The sequence below is a fragment of the Micromonospora sp. NPDC005686 genome (genome assembly GCF_042871665.1).
GTDB lineage: Bacteria > Actinomycetota > Actinomycetes > Mycobacteriales > Micromonosporaceae > Micromonospora.
The window spans coordinates 225,778-248,954 of sequence record NZ_JBIAIY010000002.1 but is presented as its reverse complement, the minus strand read 5'-3'; the positions used below and the strand labels follow the sequence as shown (position 1 = coordinate 248,954).

General features: G+C 73.2%; 24 protein-coding genes. 10 read left to right on the top strand and 14 right to left on the bottom strand.

All coding sequences use genetic code 11. The annotated features are described in order from the left end of the window. Positions 1 to 19: 19 nt before the first annotated feature. Together ACFYON_RS05145 and ACFYON_RS05140 are read right to left on the bottom strand one after the other, a co-directional pair. Complete coding sequence (locus tag ACFYON_RS05145) at positions 20 to 469, bottom strand: MarR family transcriptional regulator (protein WP_354868084.1); 450 nt, start codon at positions 467 to 469, stop codon at positions 20 to 22. A 62-nt stretch (positions 470 to 531) separates the two neighbouring features. Continuing rightward, positions 532 to 2,013, bottom strand: a complete 1,482-nt coding sequence (locus ACFYON_RS05140) for an NCS2 family permease (RefSeq protein ID WP_354868081.1) — start codon at positions 2,011 to 2,013, stop codon at positions 532 to 534. A gap of 94 nt (positions 2,014 to 2,107) precedes the next feature. On the opposite strand from ACFYON_RS05140, the gene ACFYON_RS05135 reads away from it, so the two are divergent. Further along, positions 2,108 to 2,371 (top strand): DUF2530 domain-containing protein, encoded by a 264-nt coding sequence (locus ACFYON_RS05135; protein ID WP_354868079.1) that lies wholly within the window; start codon positions 2,108 to 2,110, stop codon positions 2,369 to 2,371. A gap of 4 nt (positions 2,372 to 2,375) precedes the next feature. Here ACFYON_RS05135 and ACFYON_RS05130 read toward each other — a convergent pair whose 3' ends face one another. Next, positions 2,376 to 3,215 (bottom strand): DUF3027 domain-containing protein, encoded by an 840-nt coding sequence (locus tag ACFYON_RS05130; RefSeq protein WP_354868076.1) that lies wholly within the window; start codon positions 3,213 to 3,215, stop codon positions 2,376 to 2,378. 88 nt (positions 3,216 to 3,303) lie between these two features. Between ACFYON_RS05130 and ACFYON_RS05125 the strand changes: the two genes are divergently transcribed. Both ACFYON_RS05125 and ACFYON_RS05120 read left to right on the top strand, forming a co-directional pair. Then, entirely contained in the window at positions 3,304 to 4,947 is a 1,644-nt protein-coding gene (locus ACFYON_RS05125; protein WP_354868073.1) for an MFS transporter, read from the top strand. Further along, entirely contained in the window at positions 4,944 to 5,624 is a 681-nt protein-coding gene (locus tag ACFYON_RS05120; protein ID WP_354868070.1) for a futalosine hydrolase, read from the top strand. Before ACFYON_RS05125 ends, ACFYON_RS05120 begins: the two co-directional genes overlap by 4 nt. Positions 5,625 to 5,681: 57 nt before the next feature. Here the strand turns inward: ACFYON_RS05120 and ACFYON_RS05115 are convergent, their stop codons facing one another. Beyond that, positions 5,682 to 6,665: an NAD(P)-dependent alcohol dehydrogenase gene (locus tag ACFYON_RS05115; RefSeq protein ID WP_354868067.1), complete on the bottom strand. Its 984-nt coding sequence runs from the start codon at positions 6,663 to 6,665 to the stop codon at positions 5,682 to 5,684. Between the two features lie 116 nt (positions 6,666 to 6,781). Between ACFYON_RS05115 and ACFYON_RS05110 the strand changes: the two genes are divergently transcribed. Both ACFYON_RS05110 and ACFYON_RS05105 read left to right on the top strand, forming a co-directional pair. Next, positions 6,782 to 7,492 (top strand): TetR/AcrR family transcriptional regulator C-terminal domain-containing protein, encoded by a 711-nt coding sequence (locus ACFYON_RS05110; protein WP_354868064.1) that lies wholly within the window; start codon positions 6,782 to 6,784, stop codon positions 7,490 to 7,492. Positions 7,493 to 7,526: 34 nt separating this feature from the next. After that, positions 7,527 to 8,357: a 1,4-dihydroxy-6-naphthoate synthase gene (locus ACFYON_RS05105; RefSeq protein WP_354868061.1), complete on the top strand. Its 831-nt coding sequence runs from the start codon at positions 7,527 to 7,529 to the stop codon at positions 8,355 to 8,357. Here ACFYON_RS05105 and ACFYON_RS05100 read toward each other — a convergent pair. After that, a complete protein-coding gene (locus ACFYON_RS05100; protein WP_073826071.1) occupies positions 8,318 to 8,704 on the bottom strand; it encodes a cold-shock protein in 387 nt (128 codons plus the stop codon). The genes ACFYON_RS05105 and ACFYON_RS05100 overlap by 40 nt on opposite strands. A 28-nt stretch (positions 8,705 to 8,732) precedes the next feature. Further along, a complete protein-coding gene (locus ACFYON_RS05095; protein ID WP_354868058.1) occupies positions 8,733 to 9,356 on the bottom strand; it encodes an HAD hydrolase-like protein in 624 nt (207 codons plus the stop codon). 37 nt (positions 9,357 to 9,393) lie between these two features. On the opposite strand from ACFYON_RS05095, the gene ACFYON_RS05090 reads away from it, so the two are divergent. Next, positions 9,394 to 11,859: a helicase-associated domain-containing protein gene (locus ACFYON_RS05090; RefSeq protein ID WP_354868056.1), complete on the top strand. Its 2,466-nt coding sequence runs from the start codon at positions 9,394 to 9,396 to the stop codon at positions 11,857 to 11,859. A gap of 1 nt (position 11,860) precedes the next feature. On the opposite strand, the gene ACFYON_RS05085 is transcribed toward ACFYON_RS05090, so the two are convergent. Beyond that, positions 11,861 to 12,097, bottom strand: coding sequence for a hypothetical protein (locus ACFYON_RS05085; protein ID WP_269702695.1), 237 nt, complete (start codon positions 12,095 to 12,097; stop codon positions 11,861 to 11,863). Between the two features lie 125 nt (positions 12,098 to 12,222). After that, positions 12,223 to 13,098: a L,D-transpeptidase family protein gene (locus ACFYON_RS05080; RefSeq protein WP_387188835.1), complete on the bottom strand. Its 876-nt coding sequence runs from the start codon at positions 13,096 to 13,098 to the stop codon at positions 12,223 to 12,225. A 186-nt stretch (positions 13,099 to 13,284) separates the two neighbouring features. Here ACFYON_RS05080 and ACFYON_RS05075 point away from each other — a divergent pair, with 186 nt between their 5' ends. Further along, on the top strand, positions 13,285 to 14,964 hold the full coding sequence (locus ACFYON_RS05075) for a DNA repair helicase XPB (protein ID WP_354868050.1): 1,680 nt from the start codon (positions 13,285 to 13,287) through the stop codon (positions 14,962 to 14,964). A gap of 52 nt (positions 14,965 to 15,016) precedes the next feature. Here the strand turns inward: ACFYON_RS05075 and ACFYON_RS05070 are convergent, their stop codons facing one another. The 6 genes from ACFYON_RS05070 to ligD (ACFYON_RS05045) all read right to left on the bottom strand — a co-directional run bounded on the left by ACFYON_RS05070 (position 15,017) and on the right by ligD (ACFYON_RS05045) (position 20,162). Next, a complete protein-coding gene (locus ACFYON_RS05070; RefSeq protein ID WP_354868048.1) occupies positions 15,017 to 15,976 on the bottom strand; it encodes a zinc metalloprotease in 960 nt (319 codons plus the stop codon). 93 nt (positions 15,977 to 16,069) lie between these two features. After that, positions 16,070 to 16,396 carry a hypothetical protein gene (locus ACFYON_RS05065; RefSeq protein WP_354868045.1) on the bottom strand — a complete coding sequence of 109 codons (327 nt, stop codon included), beginning with the start codon at positions 16,394 to 16,396 and terminating at the stop codon, positions 16,070 to 16,072. Continuing rightward, positions 16,389 to 17,255 carry a GNAT family N-acetyltransferase gene (locus ACFYON_RS05060; protein WP_354868043.1) on the bottom strand — a complete coding sequence of 289 codons (867 nt, stop codon included), beginning with the start codon at positions 17,253 to 17,255 and terminating at the stop codon, positions 16,389 to 16,391. The genes ACFYON_RS05065 and ACFYON_RS05060 overlap by 8 nt, the downstream gene beginning before the upstream one ends. 269 nt (positions 17,256 to 17,524) lie before the next feature. Beyond that, the gene (locus ACFYON_RS05055) at positions 17,525 to 18,235 is read right to left on the bottom strand and encodes a TIGR03089 family protein (protein WP_354868041.1); all 711 of its coding nucleotides are present in this window, start codon (positions 18,233 to 18,235) and stop codon (positions 17,525 to 17,527) included. Positions 18,236 to 18,319: 84 nt separating this feature from the next. Continuing rightward, positions 18,320 to 19,234 carry a non-homologous end-joining DNA ligase gene (gene ligD, locus ACFYON_RS05050; RefSeq protein ID WP_354868039.1) on the bottom strand — a complete coding sequence of 305 codons (915 nt, stop codon included), beginning with the start codon at positions 19,232 to 19,234 and terminating at the stop codon, positions 18,320 to 18,322. After that, positions 19,224 to 20,162, bottom strand: a complete 939-nt coding sequence (gene ligD / locus ACFYON_RS05045) for a non-homologous end-joining DNA ligase (protein ID WP_354868036.1) — start codon at positions 20,160 to 20,162, stop codon at positions 19,224 to 19,226. The genes ligD (ACFYON_RS05050) and ligD (ACFYON_RS05045) overlap by 11 nt, the downstream gene beginning before the upstream one ends. A gap of 87 nt (positions 20,163 to 20,249) precedes the next feature. Between ligD (ACFYON_RS05045) and ACFYON_RS05040 the strand changes: the two genes are divergently transcribed. The 3 genes from ACFYON_RS05040 to ACFYON_RS05030 all read left to right on the top strand — a co-directional run bounded on the left by ACFYON_RS05040 (position 20,250) and on the right by ACFYON_RS05030 (position 23,169). After that, on the top strand, positions 20,250 to 21,254 hold the full coding sequence (locus tag ACFYON_RS05040) for a Ku protein (protein WP_354868033.1): 1,005 nt from the start codon (positions 20,250 to 20,252) through the stop codon (positions 21,252 to 21,254). Between the two features lie 171 nt (positions 21,255 to 21,425). Beyond that, the gene (locus ACFYON_RS05035) at positions 21,426 to 22,181 is read left to right on the top strand and encodes an FKBP-type peptidyl-prolyl cis-trans isomerase (protein WP_354868030.1); all 756 of its coding nucleotides are present in this window, start codon (positions 21,426 to 21,428) and stop codon (positions 22,179 to 22,181) included. A 139-nt stretch (positions 22,182 to 22,320) separates the two neighbouring features. Then, positions 22,321 to 23,169, top strand: a complete 849-nt coding sequence (locus tag ACFYON_RS05030) for a hypothetical protein (protein ID WP_354868438.1) — start codon at positions 22,321 to 22,323, stop codon at positions 23,167 to 23,169. Positions 23,170 to 23,177 lie beyond the last annotated feature (8 nt).

Below are 23,177 nucleotides of genomic sequence, written 5' to 3'. Positions count from 1 at the left end.
CGAACCGCGGTCGGCGGTGTCAGGCGCGAGCGATGCCCTGGAGGATTTCCGCGGCCCGTTGCAGCGTGTCGCGTTCGTCCTCGGTCAGTGCGGCCAGCCGGATGGCCAGCCATTCGTTCCGGGCCCGCTCGAACTGGTCGAGCACGGCCCGTCCCCCTTCGGTCGCCGCCAGGATGACCTGCCGTCCGTCGGTCGGATGGGGAGTACGCTGCACGAGGCCGCGTTCCTCCAACTTCGCGACGATCTTCGTCATCGTGGGCGGCTGCACCCGTTCGACGTCCGCCAGTTCCCGTGGCGTGAGGGCGCCCGCCAGCTTGAGGCTGGTGAGCGCCGACAACTGGGTGACCGTGAGGTCGCCGACCGGCCGGGCTTGTCGGACCCGCCGGTTGAGCCGGGTGATCGCATCTTGCAACTGAGGGGCCAGTTGCGCCGGTGGCACGCGTCTCGCCGTCACCGTTCGCTCCGTCACAACTAGTTAGCTTAACTAATGAGCCTGGCTAACGACATGCGTTATGACCAGGCTCACCAGCGTCAGAGCAACACGGACTCGACCGGCCCGCGCAGGAAGTACACGACGAACAGCGCGGCGACCCCGTACAGCAGGGGGTGGACCTCGCGGGCCTTGCCCTTGGCCACCTTCAGCAGCACGAAGCTGATCACGCCGGCGCCGATGCCGTTCGAGATCGAGTAGGTGAAGGGCATCAGCGCGATGGTGAGGAACGCCGGGATGGCGATCTCGTAGTCGGTCCAGTCGATCGTGCGGACCGCCGTCATCATCAGGAAGCCGACCACCACCAGCGCCGTCGAGGCAGCCTCGAACGGCACGATCAGCGACAGCGGCGCCAGGAACATGGCCAGCAGGAACAACGCGCCGGTGACCAGGTTGGCCACGCCGGTCCGGGCGCCCTCCGCGACGCCTGCGGCGCTCTCGATGTACGAGGTGTTGCTGGACACCGAGGCCGCGCCACCAGCGGCGGCGGCGATCGAGTCGACGAGCAGGATCTCCTTGGCCTTCGGCGGGGTGCCCGTCTCGTCGAGCATGTCCCCTTCCTGGCCGATCGCCACCATCGTGCCCATGGTGTCGAAGAAGTCCGTGATCAGCAGCGTGAAGATGAACATCAGCGGCACCAGCCAGCCGACCCGGCTCCACGAGTTGAGCACGTTGAACTGGCCCAGCAACGACAGGTCGGGCAGGTCCACGATCTGCTTGGGCAGCTCGGGCACGTTCAGCGCCCAGCCCTTCGGGTTCGGCTTGCCGTCGACGAAGGACGGGCCGACGTTGGCGATCGCCTCGACCACGATGGCCAGCACGGTGGAGGCCAGGATGCCGATCAGGATCGCGCCCCGGACCCGACGTACCACGAGGACCAGGGTGACCAGCAGGCCGACCACGAAGACCAGCATCGGCCAGCTGACGATCTTGCCGTTGATGCCCAGCCCCACCGGCACCGTGGAGTTCGCCGCGTCCGGCACCCGCCTGACGAAACCGGCGTCGACCAGGCCGATGATGGTCAGGAACAGACCGATACCGACGCCGATCGCGGTCTTGAGCTGTGTGGGCACCGAGCGGAACACCGCGGTACGCAGTCCGGTGAGCACCAGGATGCCGATCAGCACACCCTCGATGACCACCAGGCCCATCGCGTCCGCCCAGGTCATCTGCGGCGCGATCTCGTACGCCACGAGCGCGTTCACGCCGAGACCGGCCGCGAGCGCGATCGGGAACCGGGCCACCACGCCCATCAGGATGGTCATCAGGCCGGCGACGAGCGCGGTCGCGGCGGCGAGCGCCGGAATCGCGAGCGAACGCCCGTCGCCGTCCTTCCCGCTGCCCAGGATCAGCGGGTTCAACACCACGATGTACGCCATCGTGAAGAACGTCGCGAAGCCGCCTCGGATCTCCCGGCTCAGCGTCGACCGGCGTGCCGAGATCTCGAAGAAGCGGTCGAAGGCGTTTCGTGGGTGCGCCGGATCGGGCGGCGTGGCGTGATCCGGCGGCGGAGCAATGGACATCTGGTCCTCATCTAGGTCATCGGCTGGACTTTGTCGCGCGCATCGTCCCAGATCACCCACCAGGCAGGGAAGAACGATCACGTACGCTGGGCCGGTGTCACAGGAGCAACAGCCGCGGCCGGAGCCGCTCGACCCGCCGATGGTGCCGTTCGCCGTCGCCGGGCTGATCGCCTGGGCGGTGGCCGGCCTGGTGCTACTGGTCTTCTTCCGGGACTGGCTCACCGAATCCGGGCGTCAGAACTGGCTCTGGACCTGCCTCGCCGGTTTCCTGTGGGGCTTTCCCGGCCTGGCGGTGATGATGCGGCACGACGCCAACCGGCGTCGCCGGCGCGCGGCCGCCACGCTGCGACAGCCCTGACCGGTCAGGGGTGGCCGTACGGCTCCGCCGGCTCGGCCGCCTCCACCGAGCCCAGGGCCCGGCTCACGGTCATCGCCTCGACCGCGCTGTCGTCGTAGACGGTGGGCAGTTCGTCGACGGGCGTCTCCGGCGTCTCCACAAGCGCCTCGGAGTGCGCGCCGCACCCGTGGTCGGCGCTCACCACCCGGCCGTCGTCCGGGGCGTAGAAGTTGCCGCAGGCACCGAAGGCCAGGCGCAGCGAACCGGCGAGCGGCAGGTAGAAGCCGCAGGTGCCGCAGCGGGCAGCGGCCGGCGCGGCCGCCGAGATCGCGGCGTCCGGGCCGTGGTCGCCGTCGTACCAGCGCTGGGCGGCCTCGGCGCGGCCCTCCCGGGACAGCACCCGGGGGCGGCCCAGGCCCAGCTCCCAGGCGGTCTCCTCCACGGCCGGGTCGTCGGAGAGCAGATAGCCGGGAGCGAGCCGCTCGTCGTCGGCCGGGGTGAGCAGCAGATCGCCAGGGCCCAGGTCGCCCGGCTTGAGCCGCTCCTGCCAGGGCAGCCAGCCCGGGGCGAGCAGCGCGTCCGGGCCGGGCAGCAGCACCGTCTCGCAGATGGTGACGTGCCGGCTGCGCGGCACCCGGGTGACGGTGACGGCCCAGCGCCAGCCGCGATAACCGGCCATCCGGCACTCGAAGTAGTGGGTGACGACCCGATCGCCCTCGGCGACCGCCTGGAGATGATCGCCGATGTCGGTGGGCTCCACCTCGGTGATCGCGTCGCGGGCCACCTCGACGGCGGCGGCGCAGACCTGGTCGAGCCGGGGAGCGCGGGCGGAGGCGGGCCTGGTCACCCGACCATTGTTCCCCATGCCCGTCCACGAGCGACAGGCACTCCCCCGGAGTCATTCTCTCCGGGTGATGCGGCACACGTGAAGCGGATGGGCGAGGATGGGACGCATGGCGCTGTCCTCCCGCTCCGGCCGCTCCTTCCTCGGGCGGACCGTCGGCACCGGCATCCGCGCCACCCGGCTGCTGCTGCGGGGCTCGATGCGCGGCGGGCGCTGGATGACCCGGCGGGCCGGCACCGCCCGGGCCCGCAGCGCGGGCAACGAGGTGGGCATGGTCCGCCTGTTCGACCTGCACGCGCTCTCCTGCGCCGGTGACACGCTCATCGCGATCGGCCTGGCCGGGACGATCTTCTTCGACGTGCCGCTCGGCGAGGCGCGCAACAAGGTGGCTCTCTACCTGCTGGTGACCATGGTTCCGTTCGCCATGCTCGCCCCGGTGGTCGGCCCGCTGCTCGACCACTTCCGTCACGGCCGGCGGTACGCGCTGGCCGCCACCATGCTCGGCCGGGCGTTCCTGGCCTGGCTGATCTCCGACTACATCGGCGGCTTCGGGCTCTACCCGGCGGCGTTCGGCGTGCTCGCGCTCTCCCGCGCGTACGGGGTGGCCCGCTCGGCGGCGGTGCCGCGGCTGCTCCCCGAAGGGCTGGGGCTGTCCCAGGTCGGCGCGCGCGCGAGCGTCTACGGCACGGTGGCCGGCGCGCTCGTCGCGCCGATCGGGCTGGCCGCGTTCTGGTTCGGGCCGCAGTGGCCGCTTCGGGTCGCCTCGGTGATCTTCGTGATCGGCATGGTGATCTCGCTCCGGTTGCCGCCGAAGGCCGACTCCGAGCCGCCCGAGCGGTTGCCGCACCCGCTGCGCGCGCTGCGCCGCCGGGACGGCGAGCGCCCGCTGGGCCGGGGCCGCCCCAGCGGCCGGCTGGTGATCGCCACGCTGATCGGCGCGGCGGCGCTGCGCGGGCTCTACGGCTTCCTGCTGCTGTTCCTGGCCTTCGCGATCAAGGCCGGTGACCTGACCACCGACTTCTTCGGCCGCGACCTCGGCGCCCAGGGCGCGCTGGGCCTGGTCGGCGGCGCGCTGGCGGTCGGCACGTTCCTGGCCACCGCGCTCGGCACGCGGCTGCGCATCCACCGGCCGACCGCCCTGCAGTCCAGCGGCACGATAGTGGTGGCCGGCGTGGCGGTGCTCGCCGCGCTGAAGTTCTCGCTGCCGATGGTGGCGCTGCTCTGCCTGGTGGCCGCGATGATGAGCGGGATCGCCAAGCTCGCGGTGGACGCCTCGATCCAGGAACGCATCCCGGAGCGGCTGCGGGCCAGCTCGTTCGCGCACTCGGAGACCGCGCTGATGCTGGCGTTCGTGGCCGGGGGCGGGCTCGGGCTGGTGCCGTTCACCGGCCTGGTCGGCGTGACGGTGGCCGCCGTGGTGGCCGCGCTGGTGGCCGTACGCGGCGTGCTGGTCGCCGGCAAGCTGCGCGGCGAGCACCTGGCCGGCCGGCCGCTGGGCGACGAGGAACTGGCCGGCCGGCCGCTGGGCGACGAGGAACTGGGGGCGGAGCAGGCCGCCCGGGCCGAGGAACCGGCCGCCACCTCGTTCGACGACCCGGCGCCCACGTCACCGGCGCCGCAGCGCCCTGGCCCGCCGGACGACGACGGGCTGGCGCCGCCCGGCTTCCACATCTACCGGCCGTCCTCCTCGGTGGGCGGCCCCGGCGGCGTCGAGGACACCGAGCGGCGCGATCCCCGGGGGCCGGTGGCGTGAGCGGCTTGCTCGTGGTCACGGCCGTGCCGGCCGAGGCCGAGGCGATCCGTGCCGGGCTCACCGCACCGGACCGGACGACATCGCGCGTGACGCCGCCGGATGTCACGGTGCTGCCGGTCGGGGTCGGCCCGGCCGTCGCCGGGGCTGCCACGGCGCGGCTGCTGGCGCTGGCCGAGGCGGCTGGGCGGCCGTACCGGGCGGTGGTCAGCGCCGGCATCGCCGGAGGGTTCGTCGGCCGGGTCGCTGTGGGCGGCACGGTGCTCGCCGACCGCAGCGTCGCCGCCGACCTCGGCGCCGAGTCGCCGGGCGGTTTCATCCCGGTCGAGGACCTGGGCATGCCTCCCGAGCTGCTGGGCGGTGGCCGGACCGTGCCCGCCGATCCGGGCCTGCTGGCCCGTCTGCGCGCCGCGCTGCCGGGGGCCACGGTCGGCACGGTGCTCACCGTCAGCACGGTGACCGGCACCGCCGCCAGCACCGCGGCGCTCGCCGGACGGCACCCGGACGCGGTGGCCGAGGCCATGGAGGGGTACGGCGTGGCGGTCGCCGCCGCCCAGGCCGGTGTGCCCTTCGCCGAGCTGCGGACCGTCTCCAACCCGATCGGCCCGCGCGACCGGAGCGCGTGGCGCATGCGCGAGGCGTTCACCGCGCTCACCACCGCCGCTGCCGCCCTCCACTGATCTTGTCCACCTGTGGACAACCCTGTGGACAACTCGTCGGGCTGGGGACGGACGGCCTCAGACCGTGATGACGACCTTGGCTCGCGCGTGCTCGGCTTCCAGGTAGCGGACGGCCTCGGGCACCTCGTGCAGCGGGTAGGCGCGGTCGACGACCGGCGTGAGGCGGCCGGCCTCGGCGTGCTCGCGCAGCGCGTCGAGGTGCGCCCGGCCGGGTGACGTGGCGAGGACGACGACGCGCTGCCGGACGAACGGCGCCAGCAGCCGTCCCCGCGCCAGCAGCCCGACGGGACCGAGCAGGCTGCCGCCGCGGTAGACGCCGCCGCCGGAGAGCACGAGCGTCCCGGCCGGCGTGAGCGCGCGCCGCAGCGCGGTCAGGGAGTGGTTGCCGACGAGGTCGAACACCACGTCGTGGCGGTCTCCCGCGCGGGTGTAGTCGTCGCGGGTGTAGTCGACCACGTGGTCCGCGCCGAGCGAGTGGACCAGCGCGACGTTGCGGGTGCTGCACACGCCGGTAACCGTCGCGCCGAGCGCCTTCGCCAGCTGGACGGCGAGCGTGCCGACGCCGCCGGAGGCCCCGTTGATCAGGACGCGGTGACCGGGCCGGACCTGCCCGGCGTCCCGCAGCCCCTGGAGCGCGGTGACGCCTGCGAGCGGCAGGGCCGCCGCCTGCGCCGGCGTCAGGTTCGCCGGCCGCGGCGCGACCAGGTGCTCGGGTACGCGCACGTACTCGGCGAACGCGCCGTCGGCCTCGCCGAGGTCACCGAAGACGGCGTCGCCGGGGCGCACCTGCCGCACCTGGGCGCCGACTGCCTCGACCCGGCCGGCGAAGTCGCGGCCACGGACGCGGGCCCGGGGCCGCCCGAGGCCGAACGCCAGCCGCGACAGCCGGGGGTCGCCGCGCATGACGTGCCAGTCGTACGCGTTCAACGCGGCGGCCTCGACCCGGACGAGGACGTCACCGGGGCCGGGCTCGGGCGTCTCGACGTCGGCGAGCATGAGTGTCTCCGGGGGGCCGTACCGGTCCTGGACGATCGCCTTCATGTCCCACTCCCTCCCAGGTGTACGGCGTACACCCTGATAGGACCAGGCTAGGTGTACGCCGTACACCAGTCAAGGCGGTTACTGTGTCAACGGCCACCGGGAGGACTGGGGACGACATGGCTGAGCAGGTGGAAACGGTTCGCCGAGCACCCCTGACCAGGGACCGCGTCCTGCGTGCCGCCGTCGCGCTCGCCGACCAGACCGGGATCGAGTCGCTCAGCATGCGCAACCTCGCGCAGGATCTGGGCGTCGTGCCGATGGCCCTCTACAAGCACGTCGCCAACAAGGACGAACTGCTCGACGGCATGATCGACATCGTCGTCGCGGAGATCGACCCGCCGGCCGCCGGCGACTGGAAGCAGGCGATCCGCCGCCGCGTCCTGTCGGCGCGACGGATGCTGCTCCGCCACCCCTGGGCCTCGCTGGCGATCGAGTCCCGGACCATGGCCACACCGGCCGTGCTCGCCTACCTCGACTCGACTGTCGGCGCGTTGCGGGCGGGCGGATTCTCCACCGACCTGGCCCACCACGTCATGCACGCGCTGGGCAGCCGGGTGCTGGGCTTCAGCCAGGAACTGTTCGACGCCTCCCGGCAGGCCGGCCGGTCCGGCGCGACGGTGCCCGAGGCGCCGGCCGATCTGCCGCCGGAGACGGCCGCCCGGTTCCCCAACCTCGCGGCCATCGCCACGGCGGCGTCCCACGACGACGACTCCGTCGTCGGGCCGGGCTGCGACGACCAGTTCGAGTTCGAGTTCGCGCTGGACCTGCTGCTGGACGGCATCGAGCGGCTGCACCGGGACGGCTGGACGTCACACCGGACGCCGTGACCGGCGGGCCGGGCGCCGGGGTTACGGTGGGACAGTGGCGCTCTCCCTGGCGATCTCCCCCTGCCCCAACGACACGTTCGTCTTCGACGCCCTGGTGCACGGCCGCGTGCCCGGCGCGCCCGCGGTCGAGGTGACCTACGCGGACGTCGACGTCACGAACACCGCCGCCGAGCAGGGGGCGTTCGACCTGGTAAAGGTGAGCTACGCGGCGCTGCCCTGGCTGCTCGACGACTACCACCTGCTGCCCTGCGGCGGCGCGCTTGGCCGGGGCTGCGGCCCGCTGGTGCTGACCCGGGGGGACCGGACCGACCTGTCCGGCGCGACGGTGGCGGTGCCCGGCGAGCGGACCACGGCGTACCTGCTGTTCCGCCTCTGGGCGGCCGGCCAGGCCCCGGCGCGCATCGAGGTGGTGCCGTTCCACGAGATCATGCCGGGCGTGGCCGCCGGCCGGTACGACGCGGGCCTGGTCATCCACGAGGCGCGCTTCACCTACCCGCGGCACGGGTTGACCGCGCTGGTCGACCTGGGCGAGTGGTGGGAGGGCGACACCGGGCTGCCGATCCCGCTCGGCGCGATCCTGGCCCGGCGGGGCGCTGTCGACCCGGTCGAGGCCGCCGCCTGGATCCGCGAGTCGGTACGCCAGGCGCGGGCCGACCCGGAGGCCAGCCGGGAGTACGTCCTCGCGCACGCGCAGGAGATGGAGCCCGACGTGGTGGACCGGCACATCGGCCTCTACGTCAACGAGTTCACCGCCGACCTGGGAGAGGCCGGCTTCGCCGCGGTGGAGGCGCTGCTGGGCCGGGCCGCCGACGCCGGGCTCGTGCCTCAGACCTCCAGCTCGCGCGCCACCGCGTGGACCAGCTGAGCGATCTTCTGGGCGGCCTTGCGGTCCGGGAAGCGACCCCGGCGCAGGTCCGGCTGCACCTTCGCCTCCAGCACCTTGATCATGTCTTCCACCAGGCCGTGAAGTTCCTCCGCCGGCCGGCGGCGCAGCTCCGCCACCGACGGCGGGGCCTCCAGCAGCTTGACCCCCATCGCCTGGGCGCCCCGCCGGCTGTCGACCACGCTGAAATCGACCCGCTGGCCACCCTTCAGGTCGGCGACACCCGCCGGTAGCGCGCCCTTCGGCAGGAACACGTCGCCACCCTCGTCACTGGTGACGAACCCGTACCCCTTGGCGGCGTCGTACCACTTCACTCGACCCGTCGGCACCTGTTGAACCCCGCTCCACTCGAACCGTCTACCCCTCCAAGGCTAGCCCGATGATCCGGTCCAGCGCCCTCGGGAATTCGACGAGATCATCAAGTACCAGGTACGCCCCGACCTCGGTCAGTTCGTCGGCCGGGCAGGGACCGGTCGCCACTGCCACGCCCGGGATTCCCGCCGCCCGCGCGGCGGCCATGTCGGCCACGTGGTCGCCGACGTACAGCGTGGCACCGTGCTCGCGTAAGGCGACCGCCTTCTGCTCGGCGAACACGTCCCCGGCCAGCTCGTCCACTGGTAGCCCGAGGTGGTCCAGGTGCAGCTTCGCCAACCGCCCGATCTTGGAGGTCACCAGCATCACCCGCCCACCGCGCTCCCGCACAGCGCGCAGCGCGGCCTCCGCACCCGGCATCGGCACGGTCGGAGTGATCGCGTACGCCGGATACAGCTCCCGGTAGAGCGTCACCGCCTCCTCGACGCGCTCCGGCGGGAACCAGTGCGCCAGCTCGGTACGCAGCGGCGGGCCCAGCCGGGAGACGGCCAGGTCAGCGTCGACCGGCACGCCCGTGCGCTCGGTCAACGCCCGGTAGGCGGCCGCGATACCGGGGCGCGAGTCGACCAGTGTCATGTCGAGGTCGAAGCCGACCATCAGCGGAGGCATGCCGAGAACGTACCCAGCGGGCTAGCGTGGTACGACGATGACCACCTCACTCGCCGACCACCTGCGGGCCCTCCCCGACGAGTCCCTGGCCGCCCTGCTCCAACTGCGGCCGGACCTCGTCGTGCCGGTGCCGGCCGACGTGTCCGCCCTCGCCCTGCGCGCCCAGTCCCGGGTCTCCGTGGCCCGGGCGCTCGACGGGCTGGACCAGTTCACCCTCCAGATCCTCGACGCCGCCCGGCTCACCCGCGATCCGGAGGGCGCCACCTCCACCGACCAGATCCTGGCCATGGCCACCGCCGGGCCGCAGCCGCCCGCACCCACAGCGGTCCGCGCCGCCGTCGACCGGCTCCGGGCCCGGTTCCTGCTGTACGGCCCCGAGCACGCCCTGTGCGTGGCCGGCGGCATCGACGAGGTGTCCCCGTACCCGGCAGGGCTGGGGCGACCGGCGGCGGAGCTGGACCCGCGCGCGGCCGCGCTCTGCGCGGACCCGGCGAAACTGCGGCGAACGCTGCTGTCCGCGCCGCCCTCGGCCCGTGCCGTCCTGGACCGGCTCGCCGCCGGGCCACCGGTCGGAACCGTGGCGCCCGGCGCGCTGGAGGCCCCCGCCACCGGCGCCGAAGACGTGCTCCCGCCGGACCTGGTGAACGGCGGCGCCCCGACCGGCTCGCCGATCCGCTGGCTGGTCGAGCACCGGCTGCTGGTCCGGATGTCCGGCGGCCGCAACGGCACCGTCGAGCTGCCCCGCGAGGTGGGGCTGGTGCTGCGCCGCGACGCCGGTCCGCTCGGCCCGCTGCGCACCAGCCCACCGGCGGTGTCCGGGCCGCCGCGCGAGGTCAAGTCCGTCGACTCGGCCGGGGCCGGGCAGACCATGGAGGTGGTCCGGCACATCGAGGCGATGCTGGAGGCGCTGACCGCGGAACCCGCCCCGGTGCTGCGCTCCGGCGGCGTCAGCGTCCGCGACCTGCGGCGGCTCGCCCGCGGCCTCGGGCTGGACGAGCCGACCACCGCGCTGCTGTTCGAGGTGGCGTACGCGGCCGGGCTGACCGGGGAGATGGAGCTGACCGGCGCGGCCACCACCCGGTACGGCGGTGACCAGCAGATCCTGCCCACCGGCGGGTACGAGGTGTGGCGCGCGGTGTCGCTGGCCCAGCGCTGGGAGCAGCTCGCCCGCGCCTGGATGTCGATGCCCCGCCAGGCCGGTCTGATCGGCCAGCGCGACGACCGGGACCGGCCCATCTCGGTGCTCTCCGCCGAGGCGGAACGGGCCGGTGCCCCGGCCGCCCGGCGCGCGGTGCTCGCCGTGCTGGCCGATCTGCCACCCGGCACCGCCCCTACCCCGGACGAGGTGCTGGAGCTGCTGGACTGGCGCGCGCCCCGGCGGGCCCGGGGTCGGGAGGCGGCGCACCGGGAGGTGCTCGCCGAGGCCGCCACGCTGGGCGTGACCGGGCTCGGAGCGCTCACCTCGTACGGGCGGCTGCTGCTCGCCGAGCTGACCGAGGCCGACGAGCGCGGCGACGACCCGCTCGGGCTGCGCTCCGACGCCGAGTCGGGCGACGCCTCGACGACGGTACGGGCGCTGGACGCGCTGCTGCCCGCCCCGGTCGACCACGTCCTGGTGCAGGCCGACCTGACGGTGGTGGTGCCCGGCCCGCCCGACCCGGCGCTCGCCGCCGAGCTGGACGTGGTGGCCGAGCACGAGTCGGCGGGCGGCGCCAGCGTGCACCGGGTCACCACGGCGAGCATCAGGCGGGCGCTCGACGCCGGCTACACCGCCGACGACCTGCACGCGCTGTTCCGCCGACGGTCGCGCACCCCGGTGCCGCAGGGCCTGACCTACCTGGTCGACGACGCGGCCCGCAAGCACGGCGGGCTGCGCGTCGGGTCGGCCGGCGCGTACGTGCGCAGCGACGACGAGGCGCTGCTCAGCGAGGTCCAGGCGGACCGGCGACTGGAGCCGCTGGCGTTCCGCCGGCTCGCGCCCACGGTGCTGGTCACCCCGTACCAGGTCAACCGGATGCTCACCGCGTTGCGCGACGCCGGGTACGCCCCGGTGCCCGAGGACGCCAGCGGAGTGATGGTGCTGGCACGCCCGAAGACCCGGCGGGCGCCGGCCCGTACCGCGAGCGGTCGTGCGGTCGACCCGCTCGCCACGCCGAAGCTGCCGATGCCCCGCCTGCTCGGCGTGGTGGAGCAGATCCGCCGCGGCGAGGCGGCGGCCCGGGCCGCACGGCGGGCCCCGGCGGTGGTCCGCGGCGCCCCGACGGCGACGGGTGGTCCCACACCGGTGTCCGGGCACGGCGACGCGCTGGCGGTGCTCCAGCAGGCGGTACGGGACAAGGCGCTGGTCTGGGTGGGCTACGTCGACGCGCACGGGGCGACCGCGTCCCGGCTGGTCCGGCCGGTGTCGATCGGCGCGGGCTATCTGCGCGCCGAGGACGACCGGACGGAGATGCTGCACACGTTCGCGCTGCACCGGATCACGGCCGCCGTGCTGGAGGAGTGAGCTACTCCCCGTTGCGGCGCAGCGTGCCGATCACCGACACGGCCAGCAGCAACGCGAACGCGGTGCCGGCCGCCTCACCCACCGAGTCGACGAAGCCCTGCTGCTGCACCAGCAGCCCGAACAGGAACCAGCCGAACACCCCCGCCGCGGCGGCCGCGTAGGCGAGCACCACCGCCGTGGGCACCTCCTGCTGCCGCGCCCGTTCGTCCTCGGGAAGCACGTCCTGGTCAACGGTCATGGCAGTCCCTCCCCGTACCGGCATGGACCCGGCTTCCAGGGTTACACCAACCGGACCGCGCGGACAGGGGTTAAAACCCTGATCCGGGCGGTCCGGACACGGGTGCGGGCGGGTCCCGGGCCGGCTCAGGTGCCGGGGCGGCGGCCGATCACCACCACGCGGGTGCCGACCGAGCCCAGCTCCCACAGGCGTACCGCGTCGCGGTGCAGCAGGTTGACGCAGCCGTGCGAGCCGATCGCGCCGTCGTGCAGGTAGGTGGTGGTCTCGTGGAAGCCGATCCCGCCGTTGAACTGCTGCCAGTACGGCAGCCACACCTCGTACGGGTTGGACCACTCGCGCGGGTTCTTCCGGCCCACCGAGTACGTGCCGGCCGGGGTGGCGTAGCCGGACATGCCCGTACGGGTGACTGTCGGGCCCATCACCACGGTGCCGCCGCGCATCGCCCAGACCGTCTGCCGGGTCAGGTCGACGCAGAAGGTGAGCCGGGAACCGCCCTTGCACCGCGCGGTGTCGGTGGCGGCGAGCCGCTTCGCCACGTCGTACGTGGTGGGCCCGGCGCGGCCGGAGGACGGGCTGATCTCGTACCGGATCTGGAACTTCTTGATCGCCGCGCAGTCGGCGGCGGACTGCTCGCCGTCCACGGTCAGCGTCCCGAAGCCGCCCAGCCGGGTCAGGTACGTCTCCACGGCCCGCTGGTGCTCACCCTGCGGGCACCCGGCGGACGCGCTCGGCTTGGGCTTGGGCTTGGTCGTCTTCGTCGCCTCCGGCGACCGGGAGGGTTTCGGCGAGGCCGTCCGGCTCGGCTGCGCCGACGGGGACGTGGCCGGCTGCTCCGGCGCGGGCGACGCGCTCGCCCCCGATGCTTCCTCCGTCAGCCCGACCGGGCCGGGGGTGCTCCCCCCGGCGCCTTCCGTCTGCGGATCGAGCGCACAGGCGCCGACACCGACCAGCACGACCACCGCCAGGGCGGTGGCCCGTGCGAGAAACCGGACACGCTGCATGGGCCCTCCCTGGACAATCGTCCCGCTTGCTAGACGTGTGAGACGAGTATGGCGTTGCCTGTCCAGCGAGACTTTTTTGCGGCACCCTCCGGCGTGCAACACTGGATGGTCGGCCTGCGGCAGGTCAGCCGGGGTGCGGACCGGGTTCCGGGCGGCGGGTTCCGGGCGATGCGAGAGGACGCTGGCGTGAGCGGTGGACCACTGATCGTGCAGTCGGACAAGACGCTGCTGCTGGAGGTGGATCACCCCGACGCGCAGGCGTGCCGGATGGCGATCGCGCCGTTCGCCGAGCTGGAACGCTCCCCCGAACACGTGCACACCTACCGGCTCACGCCGCTGGGCCTGTGGAACGCCCGGGCCGCCGGCCACGACGCCGAGGGCGTGGTCGACTCGCTGATCAAGTACTCCCGCTACCCGGTGCCGCACGGGCTGCTGGTCGACGTGGCCGAGACGATGGACCGGTACGGCCGGCTCCAGCTCGCCAACGACCCGGTGCACGGCCTGGTGCTGCGCGCGCTGGACCGGGTGGTGCTGATCGAGGTCGCCAAGAGCAAGAAGCTCGCCGGCATGCTCGGCGCCAAGATCGACGACGACACCATCGCGGTGCACCCGTCCGAGCGGGGGCGGCTCAAGCAGGCGCTGCTGAAGCTGGGCTGGCCCGCCGAGGACCTGGCCGGCTACGTGGACGGCGAGGCGCACCAGATCGAGCTGGCCGAGTCCGGCAAGGACGGCGGCAAGCCGTGGACGCTGCGGTCGTACCAGCGGGAGGCGGTCGAGGCGTTCTGGGCCGGCGGGTCCGGCGTGGTGGTGCTGCCGTGTGGCGCCGGCAAGACGCTGGTCGGCGCGGCGGCGATGGCCGAGGCGAAGGCCACCACGCTGATCCTGGTCACCAACACGGTGGCGGGACGGCAGTGGAAGCGGGAGCTGATCGCCCGCACGTCGCTGACCGAGGAGGAGATCGGCGAGTACTCCGGCGAGCGCAAGGAGATCCGCCCGGTCACCATCGCCACGTACCAGGTGCTCACCTCGCGGCGCGGCGGCGCGTTCACCCACCTGGACCTGTTCGGCGCCCGCGACTGGGGCCTGGTCGTCTACGACGAGGTGCACCTGCTGCCCGCGCCGATCTTCCGCTTCACGGCGGACCTCCAGGCCCGCCGCCGGCTCGGCCTCACCGCGACTCTGGTACGCGAGGACGGCCGGGAGGGCGACGTGTTCAGCCTGATCGGCCCGAAGCGGTACGACGCGCCGTGGAAGGACATCGAGCAGCAGGGCTGGATCGCCCCGGCGGAGTGCACCGAGGTACGGGTGACGCTCACCGACGCCGAGCGGCTGACGTACGCGACGGCGGAGGCCGAGGAGCGTTACCGGATGGCGGCCACCGCCCGCACCAAGCTGCCGGTGGTGCGGGCTCTGGTGGACCGGCACCCGTCCGAGCAGGTGCTCGTCATCGGCGGGTTCCTCGACCAGTTGCACCAGTTGGGCGAATACCTGGACGCGCCGATCGTGCAGGGCTCCACCACGAACAAGGAGCGGGAGCGGCTGTTCGACGCGTTCCGCTCCGGCGAGGTCCGCACCCTGGTCATCTCCAAGGTCGGGAACTTCTCCATCGACCTGCCGGAGGCGGCGGTGGCGGTCCAGGTGTCCGGCACGTTCGGCTCGCGGCAGGAGGAGGCGCAGCGGCTGGGCCGGGTGCTACGCCCGAAGGCCGACGGCCGGCAGGCGCACTTCTACACCGTCGTCTCCCGGGACACCATCGACACCGAGTACGCCGCGCACCGGCAGCGGTTCCTCGCCGAGCAGGGGTACGCGTACACCATCGTGGACGCCGACGACGTGCTCGGACCGTCGTTGCCGAGCGTCGACTGACCGGCGTGCCGGCCGGGCGGGCCGCCGTGGTGCGGCCCGCCCGGTCTGGCGGTCAGCCCTTGCCGCTGGCGCGGAACGCGACCCAGGCGTCGCTCATCCGGTCGGCCTGGCCCGGGGTGAACATGTTCATGCAGGAGTCCTGCGTGTAGTCCATGAAGTTGTGGATCGGGTCCAGCCCCGGCGCGGTGCAGGTGTCCGCCCCGATCGGGCAGTTGAACTGCGGCGCCGCCTCACGCGGCGTGTCCGCCACGAAGTCGCCGGAGGCGGAGCAGCCGTGCGCGAACGTGTGCTCCAGCATCAGCCAGTGCCCCACCTCGTGCGTCAGCGTGTCGCCGAGCGCGTACTTGCCGGCCGTGCCGCCCGGCATCGACTCGTCGAGCATCACCACGCCGTCGATGTAGTCGCGGCCGTTGTTGTAGCCCTTGGGGAAGTACGCCCAGCCGAGCAGCCCGTCACCGATGTTCGCCGCGTAGACGTTCAGGGTGCGGGAGTCGCCGGTGTAGAGCGCCTTCTTCATGTCCCGCTCGTTCTTGCCCGGCACCACCGTGTACCAGGCGCTGTTGACGGTCCAGGTGGTGTCCACGAGCGAGAAGCGGAACGGCGTGTTCGACGCGTCGGCCGCGGTACGACCGGCGAACGAGTCGTTGAGCACCGTCATCTGCGCCGAGATGAGCGTGTTCCAGCGCGCCTTCTCGGCCCCGCTCAACTCGTGGTCCGCGATCATGTGGAAGACCGTCGGCACGGTGACGGTGCCGTTCGGCAGGCGCGGCGCGTCCTTGATGACGCCGTACGCCTTGGCCTCGTTCGTCGAGTAGAGCTCGGGCTCCTTGACGGTGGCGCCCTCGCGTACCCGGGCGGCGCTGTGCGCGTCGGCGCCCGGCGCGCACTCGGCGACTGCGGGTGAGGCGGTCCCGGGCGCGGCAGTGGCCGCGACGGGGGCTCCCCCGCCGGTCAGGACGGCGGCGGCTGCAGCAGCCAGCACGGCCAGGTGGATCGTCGGTTTCCTGTGCATCGTTGGCCTTTCGAGAGAGGCATGAAAGGAGTACCGACGCGGGGTTGTCAAAGCTGCGGATCAATGACGTCGTCGTTCCGCCATAAGACCACGTCAATGGGTGTCCGCGACACCCCCCGGCGGGTCCGTCGACGTCACGGCGTCGACGATGACCTGCGCCACGGACTCGTAGTCGCGTACCAGCGGACCGACCAGGGCCCGGTCCGGCTCGAACGTGGCGACCAGTCCGCGTACCAGATCCCTGAACCGGTCGTCCGGGCCGAGCCGCCGCCCCCGGTGCCGGCGCGCGACGCTGCGCCAGCGGCGCAGGCCGACGTCGGCGAGGCGTTCGTGGCACTGCGGGTCGGCGGCGATCGGGCAGCCCTGCGCCCGCAGCGCGGCGAGCCCTCGCAGGACGGCCTCCCGCGTCGCGTCAGTCACGGAGGTAGCGGGCGCGGCGGCCGAAGTCGCGGAAGCCGAGCCGCCGGTACAGCCCGGCGGCCGGATTGTCGTCGTTGACGCAGAGCCACGCGGCGTCCGCGCCCCCGTCGGCGAGACCGCGCAGCACGCGCGCCACGAGGTACGCGCCGACCCGTCGACCGCGCCACTCGGGCACCACACCGACCTGATCGATCCAGTCGTCGAGCACTGTGACGAATCCGGCCGCCTCACCGTCCGGTCCGTGCGCCAACAGCGTCAACTCCGGGCGGAAGTCCTGGTCGTCACGCAGGTCGCCCAGCCACTCGCCGGCCTCGGGCTCGACGAAGCCGGGCCGGTCGGCGAACGACGCGCGGTAGGTGGCGAACAGTTCCGGCCCCAGCGTCGCAGGCTCCACCGTCACGCCGTCCGGCGCGGCGACCTCGGGCAGCGCGTCGAGATCGTGCCGCAGCACCCACTCCAGGAACGTCCGCGTGTAGCCGCGCGCCGCGAACAACTCTTCCGCGCCCGCGTTCCACGTCTCCGTGGTGACCAGCAGGCCCGCTTCTCCCGCCTGCTCCTCCGCCCAGTCCAGCAGCGCGCCGCCGAGCCCACGCCCGCGCCACGCGGGGTGCACCAGGCCGGTGGCGGTGGAGGCCGTCCGCCCGGTGCCGACCCCGACGGCCGCGATCAGGTCGCCGCCCGACCAGGCGCCGTGGGTACGCGTCTGCAGCAGCCGCGCCCGCGCCAACGGGGTACGCCCGAACAGCGGCAACCCGCCGTCAGCGGCGAGGCACGCCTGCGCCAGGCCGGTCAGCGCCGGCAGGTCGTCCTCGCCGAACTCCCGCCGGACCAGCCCGTCCGTCCCGTCCGTCCCGTCCACGCCCACTCCCGCCACCGGCCACGCCCGACCCCCACGGTCCACCGGGGCAGTAGGCCCCACCCCGCCCTCCACGGTCAACCAGATTCCCCACCCACCCGCCACCCGGACCGCCCTCCGTGCCGCCTCATGGGAGAGACGTTTCACCAAGCGGGACCAGTCCCCCAGAGGCCCTCGTTGATCATGCACTTGCGAACCCGACGAAAGCGACAAACCCGGACAGTGCGAGGGCCGGATCCGCAAGATCGACGAGAGCGCGGGCGCGGGCCGGGCTAGGGGGTGGGGGTGGGGGTGGGGGTGGCGTGGATCAGGACTGTGGCGTCGGCGGACAGAGGGGCCAGCAGCCACTTCACGGGCTGCTCGTCCTCCCTCGGGTCCACGACGAGGCGGTCGCCCGGGTGCAGGTCGAGCTGGGTGGCGATCTCAGCGGCCAGACGCCGCCACGCGCCGAAGCTGGTGCCGTCCGGCGTCGCCGGGTCGGCCGGGTCCACCGCGGCGTAGTCCGGTGGGTCGGTGGGATGCCGCAGCACCTCGGCCGACCAGTCCAGCCAGCCCGGCGGCACCTCGGCGAGCGGGCCCGGCCCGGTGCCCACCAGGTAGCGGTGCGTCCCCTCGGGCACGTCCTCCAGCCAGTCGTCGAGGCGTTCCGGGGTCACGAACACCGCGTCGTACGGCCGGTCCGCGCCCGGTTCCAGCACCGGCAGACCGGCCAGCGCGCGGGGCCGGAACGACACGGACAGGCCCACCGACCAGGCTCCGAGCAGCACCGCCGCGGTACGCCAGTGCGGCGGCAGCAGCACCGCCACCCGGTCACCGGGGCGTAGTCCGCACCCGTCGCGCAGCAGACCGGCGCTGCGGGCGGTCCACTCGCCGAGCTGCGCGGCGGTGAGGTCGGTGCGTTCCCCGGTCGCGTCGTCGTGGTAGCTGAGCAGCGGATATCCGACCGCGTCGGGCGCGACGGCGACGGTTGCCTGGTGTGCCATGCGCGGAACTCCTGTCTACCGGTCCGCTCACCCTAACCGTCCGAGCCGTCCGTCCAGGGCAGGCGAGCAGCCGAGCGACCCGGGTCAGCGGGCGGGCAGTTCGGGACCGCCGTCGAGCAGCGGGGTCAGCAGGTCGCCCTGCTTCTCCACCCGGCTGAGCACCTCGCCGGCGGTGTACGGCCGCGCCGACGGCCGCTTGCCCGCCGTCCCGGCCTCCACCTCGTCCCAGGTCAGCGGCGTGGACACCGAGGGCACCGGCTGGGCCCGCAGCGAGTACGGCGCCACAGTCGTCTTCGCCGCGTTGTTCTGGCTCCAGTCGATGAAGACCTTGCCGGGGCGCAGGTTCTTCGCCATCTTCGACACGATCAGCTTCGGGTGTGCCTGCTCCAGCTCCTGCGCGATCCGCCTGGCGTAGCCGGACACGATCTCGGCGTCCTGCGTGCCGGCGATCGGGCAGCAGAGCTGCATGCCCTTCTTCCCGGACGTCTTCGGGTACGCCTCGACGCCGTCGTCGGCCAGCCGGTCGCGCATCAGCAACGCCACCCGGCAGCACTGCTTGAGCGCGGCCGGGGCGCCCGGGTCCAGGTCGACGACCATCATGTCCGGGTGCCCGCCGATCTTCCACTGCGGCGTGTGCAGCTCCAGCGCGGCCAGGTTGGCCAGCCACACCAGCGTGGGCAACTCGTCGCAGACCACGTAGTCGATGGTCTCCCGCCCTTTCGTCGACCCGGGCGCGGGCAGGTTCTCGGTGCGTACCCAGGCGGGGGTCGCGGCGGGTGCGTTCTTCTCGAAGAACGAGCCGCCGTCGACGCCGTTGGGGAACCGGATCCGGGTCAGCGCGCGGTCACGCAGGTGCGGCAGCAGCACCGGCGCGATCCGCGTGTAGTAGTCGATCACCTCACCCTTGGTGAAGCCGGCTTTCGGGAACAGCACCTTGTCCAGGTTGGACAGGTCCAGTGAGCGCCCCTCGACCTCGACCTTGAGCCGGTCAGCCGGCATCGTCGACCTCCTCGGGCGGTTTGTCGGGGCGCAGGCGCAGGATGCGCGGGAAGCGCAGCCGGCCGTCCGGCGTGCGCTGGCCGTACTTGACCTCCACCACGATCCGGGGAGTTACCCAGATCGCTCCCCGGGCATCCTCGCGCGGCACGCCGGCCACGAACGGCGAGTCGGTGGCGCGCAGCGGTTCCAGTTCGCGCAGCAGTTCCCGTTCGATCGCCGCGCCGATCCCGCCGCCGACCCGTCCCCGGTAGATCAGCCGTCCGTCCGGGCCGGGCACGCCGACCAGCAGGCCGCCGATTCGGCGGGCGCCGGGGCGCCAGCCGCCGACCACGAAGTCGGCGGTGACCTCCAGCTTGACCTTCACCCAGTCCGGCGAGCGCACCCCGGGCCGGTACACCGAGTCGACCCGCTTGGCCATCACCCCTTCCAGCCCGTGCTCGCCGGCCGCCGCGTAGGTGGCCGGGCCGTCGCCGAAGACCGGCGGCACCGCCCACCGGGCGGCGCCGAGCCCGAGCGACTCCAGCGCCGCCCGCCGCTCCCGCCACGGCCGGGCGGTCAGGTCGACGCCGTCGAGCCGCAGCAGATCGAAGATCATGTACGTGACGGGTACGGTCGCCGCCAGCCGCGCCGCCTTGACCGGGTTGCGTACGTGCATCCGCTCGGCGAGCGCGGTGAACGAGGGCTGCCCGTCGGTGAAGAGGACCACCTCGCCGTCGAGCAGCGCGTCGTCCACCTGCTCGGCCAGGTTGAGCAGTTCCGGGTACGCGGTGGTGATCTCGACGCCGGAGCGGGCGTAGAAGTGCCGGTCGCCGCGGGAGATGTCGGCGAGCGCGCGTACGCCATCCCACTTGAATTCGTACGACCAGGCGGCGCCGGCCGGGAGCTGCCCGGTCGTCGCGAGCATCGGCTTCAACGGCGCGCCGGGCACCTCTCGACTGTAGTTGCGCACGGAAGCGCGTGCATCCCGTTCGATCGTTTGCGATTCTGGTCTTCAACCGGGGAGAGGAGCGCGGGAATGCGGGCGATCTGGAAAGGAGCGGTGTCGTTCGGCCTGGTGTCGATCGGGGTGAAGGTCTACTCGGCCACCGAGGAGAAGGACATCCGTTTCCACCAGGTGCACCGTGAGGACGGCGGCCGGATCCGCTACAAGCGCACCTGCTCGGTCTGCGGCGAGGAGGTCACCTACGACGACATCGCCAAGGGGTACGACATCGGCGGCGGCGAGATGGTCATCCTCACCGACTCCGACTTCGCCGACCTGCCGTTGAGCACCTCGCACGCGATCGACGTGCTGGAGTTCGTACCGGCCGAGCAGGTCGATCCGATCCTCTACAACAAGGCGTACTTCCTGGAGCCGGAGGGCTCGGCGACCAAGCCGTACGTGCTGCTGCGCGACGCGCTGTCCGACTCGGAACGGGTGGCGATCGTCAAGGTGGCGCTGCGCCAGCGGGAGCAGTTGGCCACGCTGCGGGTACGCGAGGGCGTGCTGCTGCTCAACACCATGCTGTGGCCGGACGAGATCCGCCGGCCCGACTTCGGTTTCCTGGACGAGGATCTGAAGGTACGCCCGCCGGAGCTGGCCATGGCCAGCTCGTTGATCGACTCGATGGCCGGGGAGTTCGAGCCGGACGCGTTCACCGACGACTACCGAGCTGCCCTGCAGGAGGTCATCGACGCGAAGGTCGAGGGCCGCGAGGTGGTGCAGCCGGAGGAGGAAGAGGCGGCGCCGGCCGCCGCGGTGGACCTGATGGCGGCGCTCAAGGCGTCGGTGGAGCGGGCGCGCGCGGCCCGGGGCGAGGCGCCGTCCGGTGGCGGGGCCGAGCCGACCCCGATCTCGTCGGCCCGCTCGGCGAAGAAGGCCGCGAAGAAGACGCCCGCGAAGAAGGCCGAACCGGCGAAGAAGACAGCCGCCAAGAAGACGCCCGCGAAGAAGACCGCGGCGAAAAAGGCCGAACCGGCCAAGAAGACCGCCGCCAAGAAGGCCACGGCGAAGAAGACCGCGGCGAAGAAGAGCGCCTGACGCGGACGATGACGCGCTCCTCGCCGGGGCGCCGCCACGACCGTCGCCACGTGCGCGAGCTGCGGTTCGCCGAGCAGTGCCAGATCTTCTTCAGTGAGGATCGCCATGGCCGGACCGTACTCCGGCTCGGCTTCCCCGTATCGGGCTTCGTGTCCGGATCGTGGCGGGCGTATGGGCACGCTGGGGCTCCGGGCGGGTACCGTGTGCGCTGGCCTCGGCGGCGGCCCGCCGGGGGCGCACCCACCCACCCTGCAGGGAGTCGACGTGAGCAAGCGTGTGGAGAACCGGTCGGAGGACCAGGCCGCCCCGGCCACCAAGGCAGGGCGGCGGCTGGCCGCCCAGCTGGCCGCGAAGAAGGCCGCCGAGGCGCGTCGCCGCCGGCAGTCGATGCTCGGTGCGGCGGCCGGCGTGCTCGCCGTGGTGGCCCTGGTCGGCGGCCTGGTCTGGCTGAACAGCGGGGACGACGACAAGCCGGCCACCGCCGGTTCCTCGGCGAGCCCCACCGCCCCGGCCGAGCCCACCGCGATGCCCGCCCCGGAGCTGCCCGCCGGCACCGACCCGGCGCTCAAGACCAAGCCGGCCGTGCAGGCCGGCACCGGCGAGCTGAAGAAGCTCACCGTCACCACGCTCGTCAAGGGCACCGGCCCGGCGGTGAAGGCCGGCCAGAACATCACCACGAACTACGTGGGCGTCTTCTACAAGGACGGCAAGCAGTTCGACTCGTCCTGGGACAACGGCCAGCCGGTCACCTTCGGGATCGGCAAGGGCGAGGTCATCAAGGGCTGGGACCAGGGCCTGGTCGGCGTGCCGGTGGGCAGCCGGGTGCAGCTCGACCTGCCGGCCGAGCTGGCGTACGGCAACGACGCCTCGGGCGGTCGCCCGACCGGGCCGCTGCGCTTCGTCGTCGACGTGCTGGCTGCGCAGTAGCTCACTCCGGGCTTCCGTCCGGTCACCCAGCGGCAGTAGGTTCATGGTCACCACGGGCGGCACGTCCGCCCGTGGTGATCTGCCCACCGACGCGGAGGTGCACGTGGCGGCGCTGGACGAGGCCGGGGTGACCCGGCAGATGTGGACGCTCTACGAGCCGGTCCACGCGGTGACCTACTTCCACCCGCGCGCCCGCGCCGCGTTTGAGGCGGTCGGGCTGCGCGGCTACTGGCGCGGCTACTTCGCCGGCCGGGCCGCGCCGCTCGGGCCGGTGGACGCGCCGGCCGTGACTGCGTCGTTCTTCAGCTTCGCGCCCGCCATGGTGGCCCGCGCGCTGCCCTCGGTGTGGCGCCTGGCCACGCCGGAGGAGGCGCTGCGTGCCCGGCTCACCGGAGGCGTGCAGGCGCTCGCCGAGTTCACCTACGAGCTGCCCGAGTCACACCTGGTCGAGGCCGCCGACCTGCTGGAGGAGGCGGCCGGCCGGGTGGACGTCGCCGGCCGGGTGCTCGGCGCGGTGAACGCCGCGCTCCCTCGGGGCGAGTACCCGTTGGCCCGGCTCTGGCAGGCCGCCACCACGCTGCGCGAGCACCGCGGCGACGGTCACGTGGCAGCGCTGGTGACGACCGGGCTGGAACCGGTCGAGGTGGTGGCCTGGCGGTGCCGGGTCGACCAGTCCCGCGAGTTCCACCAGCCGGCCCGGGGCTGGACCGACGAGCAGTGGACCGCCGCCGAGCAGCGTCTGGTGGACAAGGACTGGCTGACCGACGACCTGAGCCCCACGCCGTACGCGACGGAGACGTTCCGCGTGGTCGAGGAGGCCACCGACCGGGCGGCGGCGGGCCCGTGGCAGGCGCTGGGCGCGGATCGCACCGGGCGGCTGCGGGAGCTGCTGGAACCGATCGCGACGCGCTGCCGCACGATCATCCCGGCCAAGGCGCCCATCGGGTTGCCGGCGCAGCGCTCGGCGGGGGCGACGCAGCCGCAGTGACCCGTCCC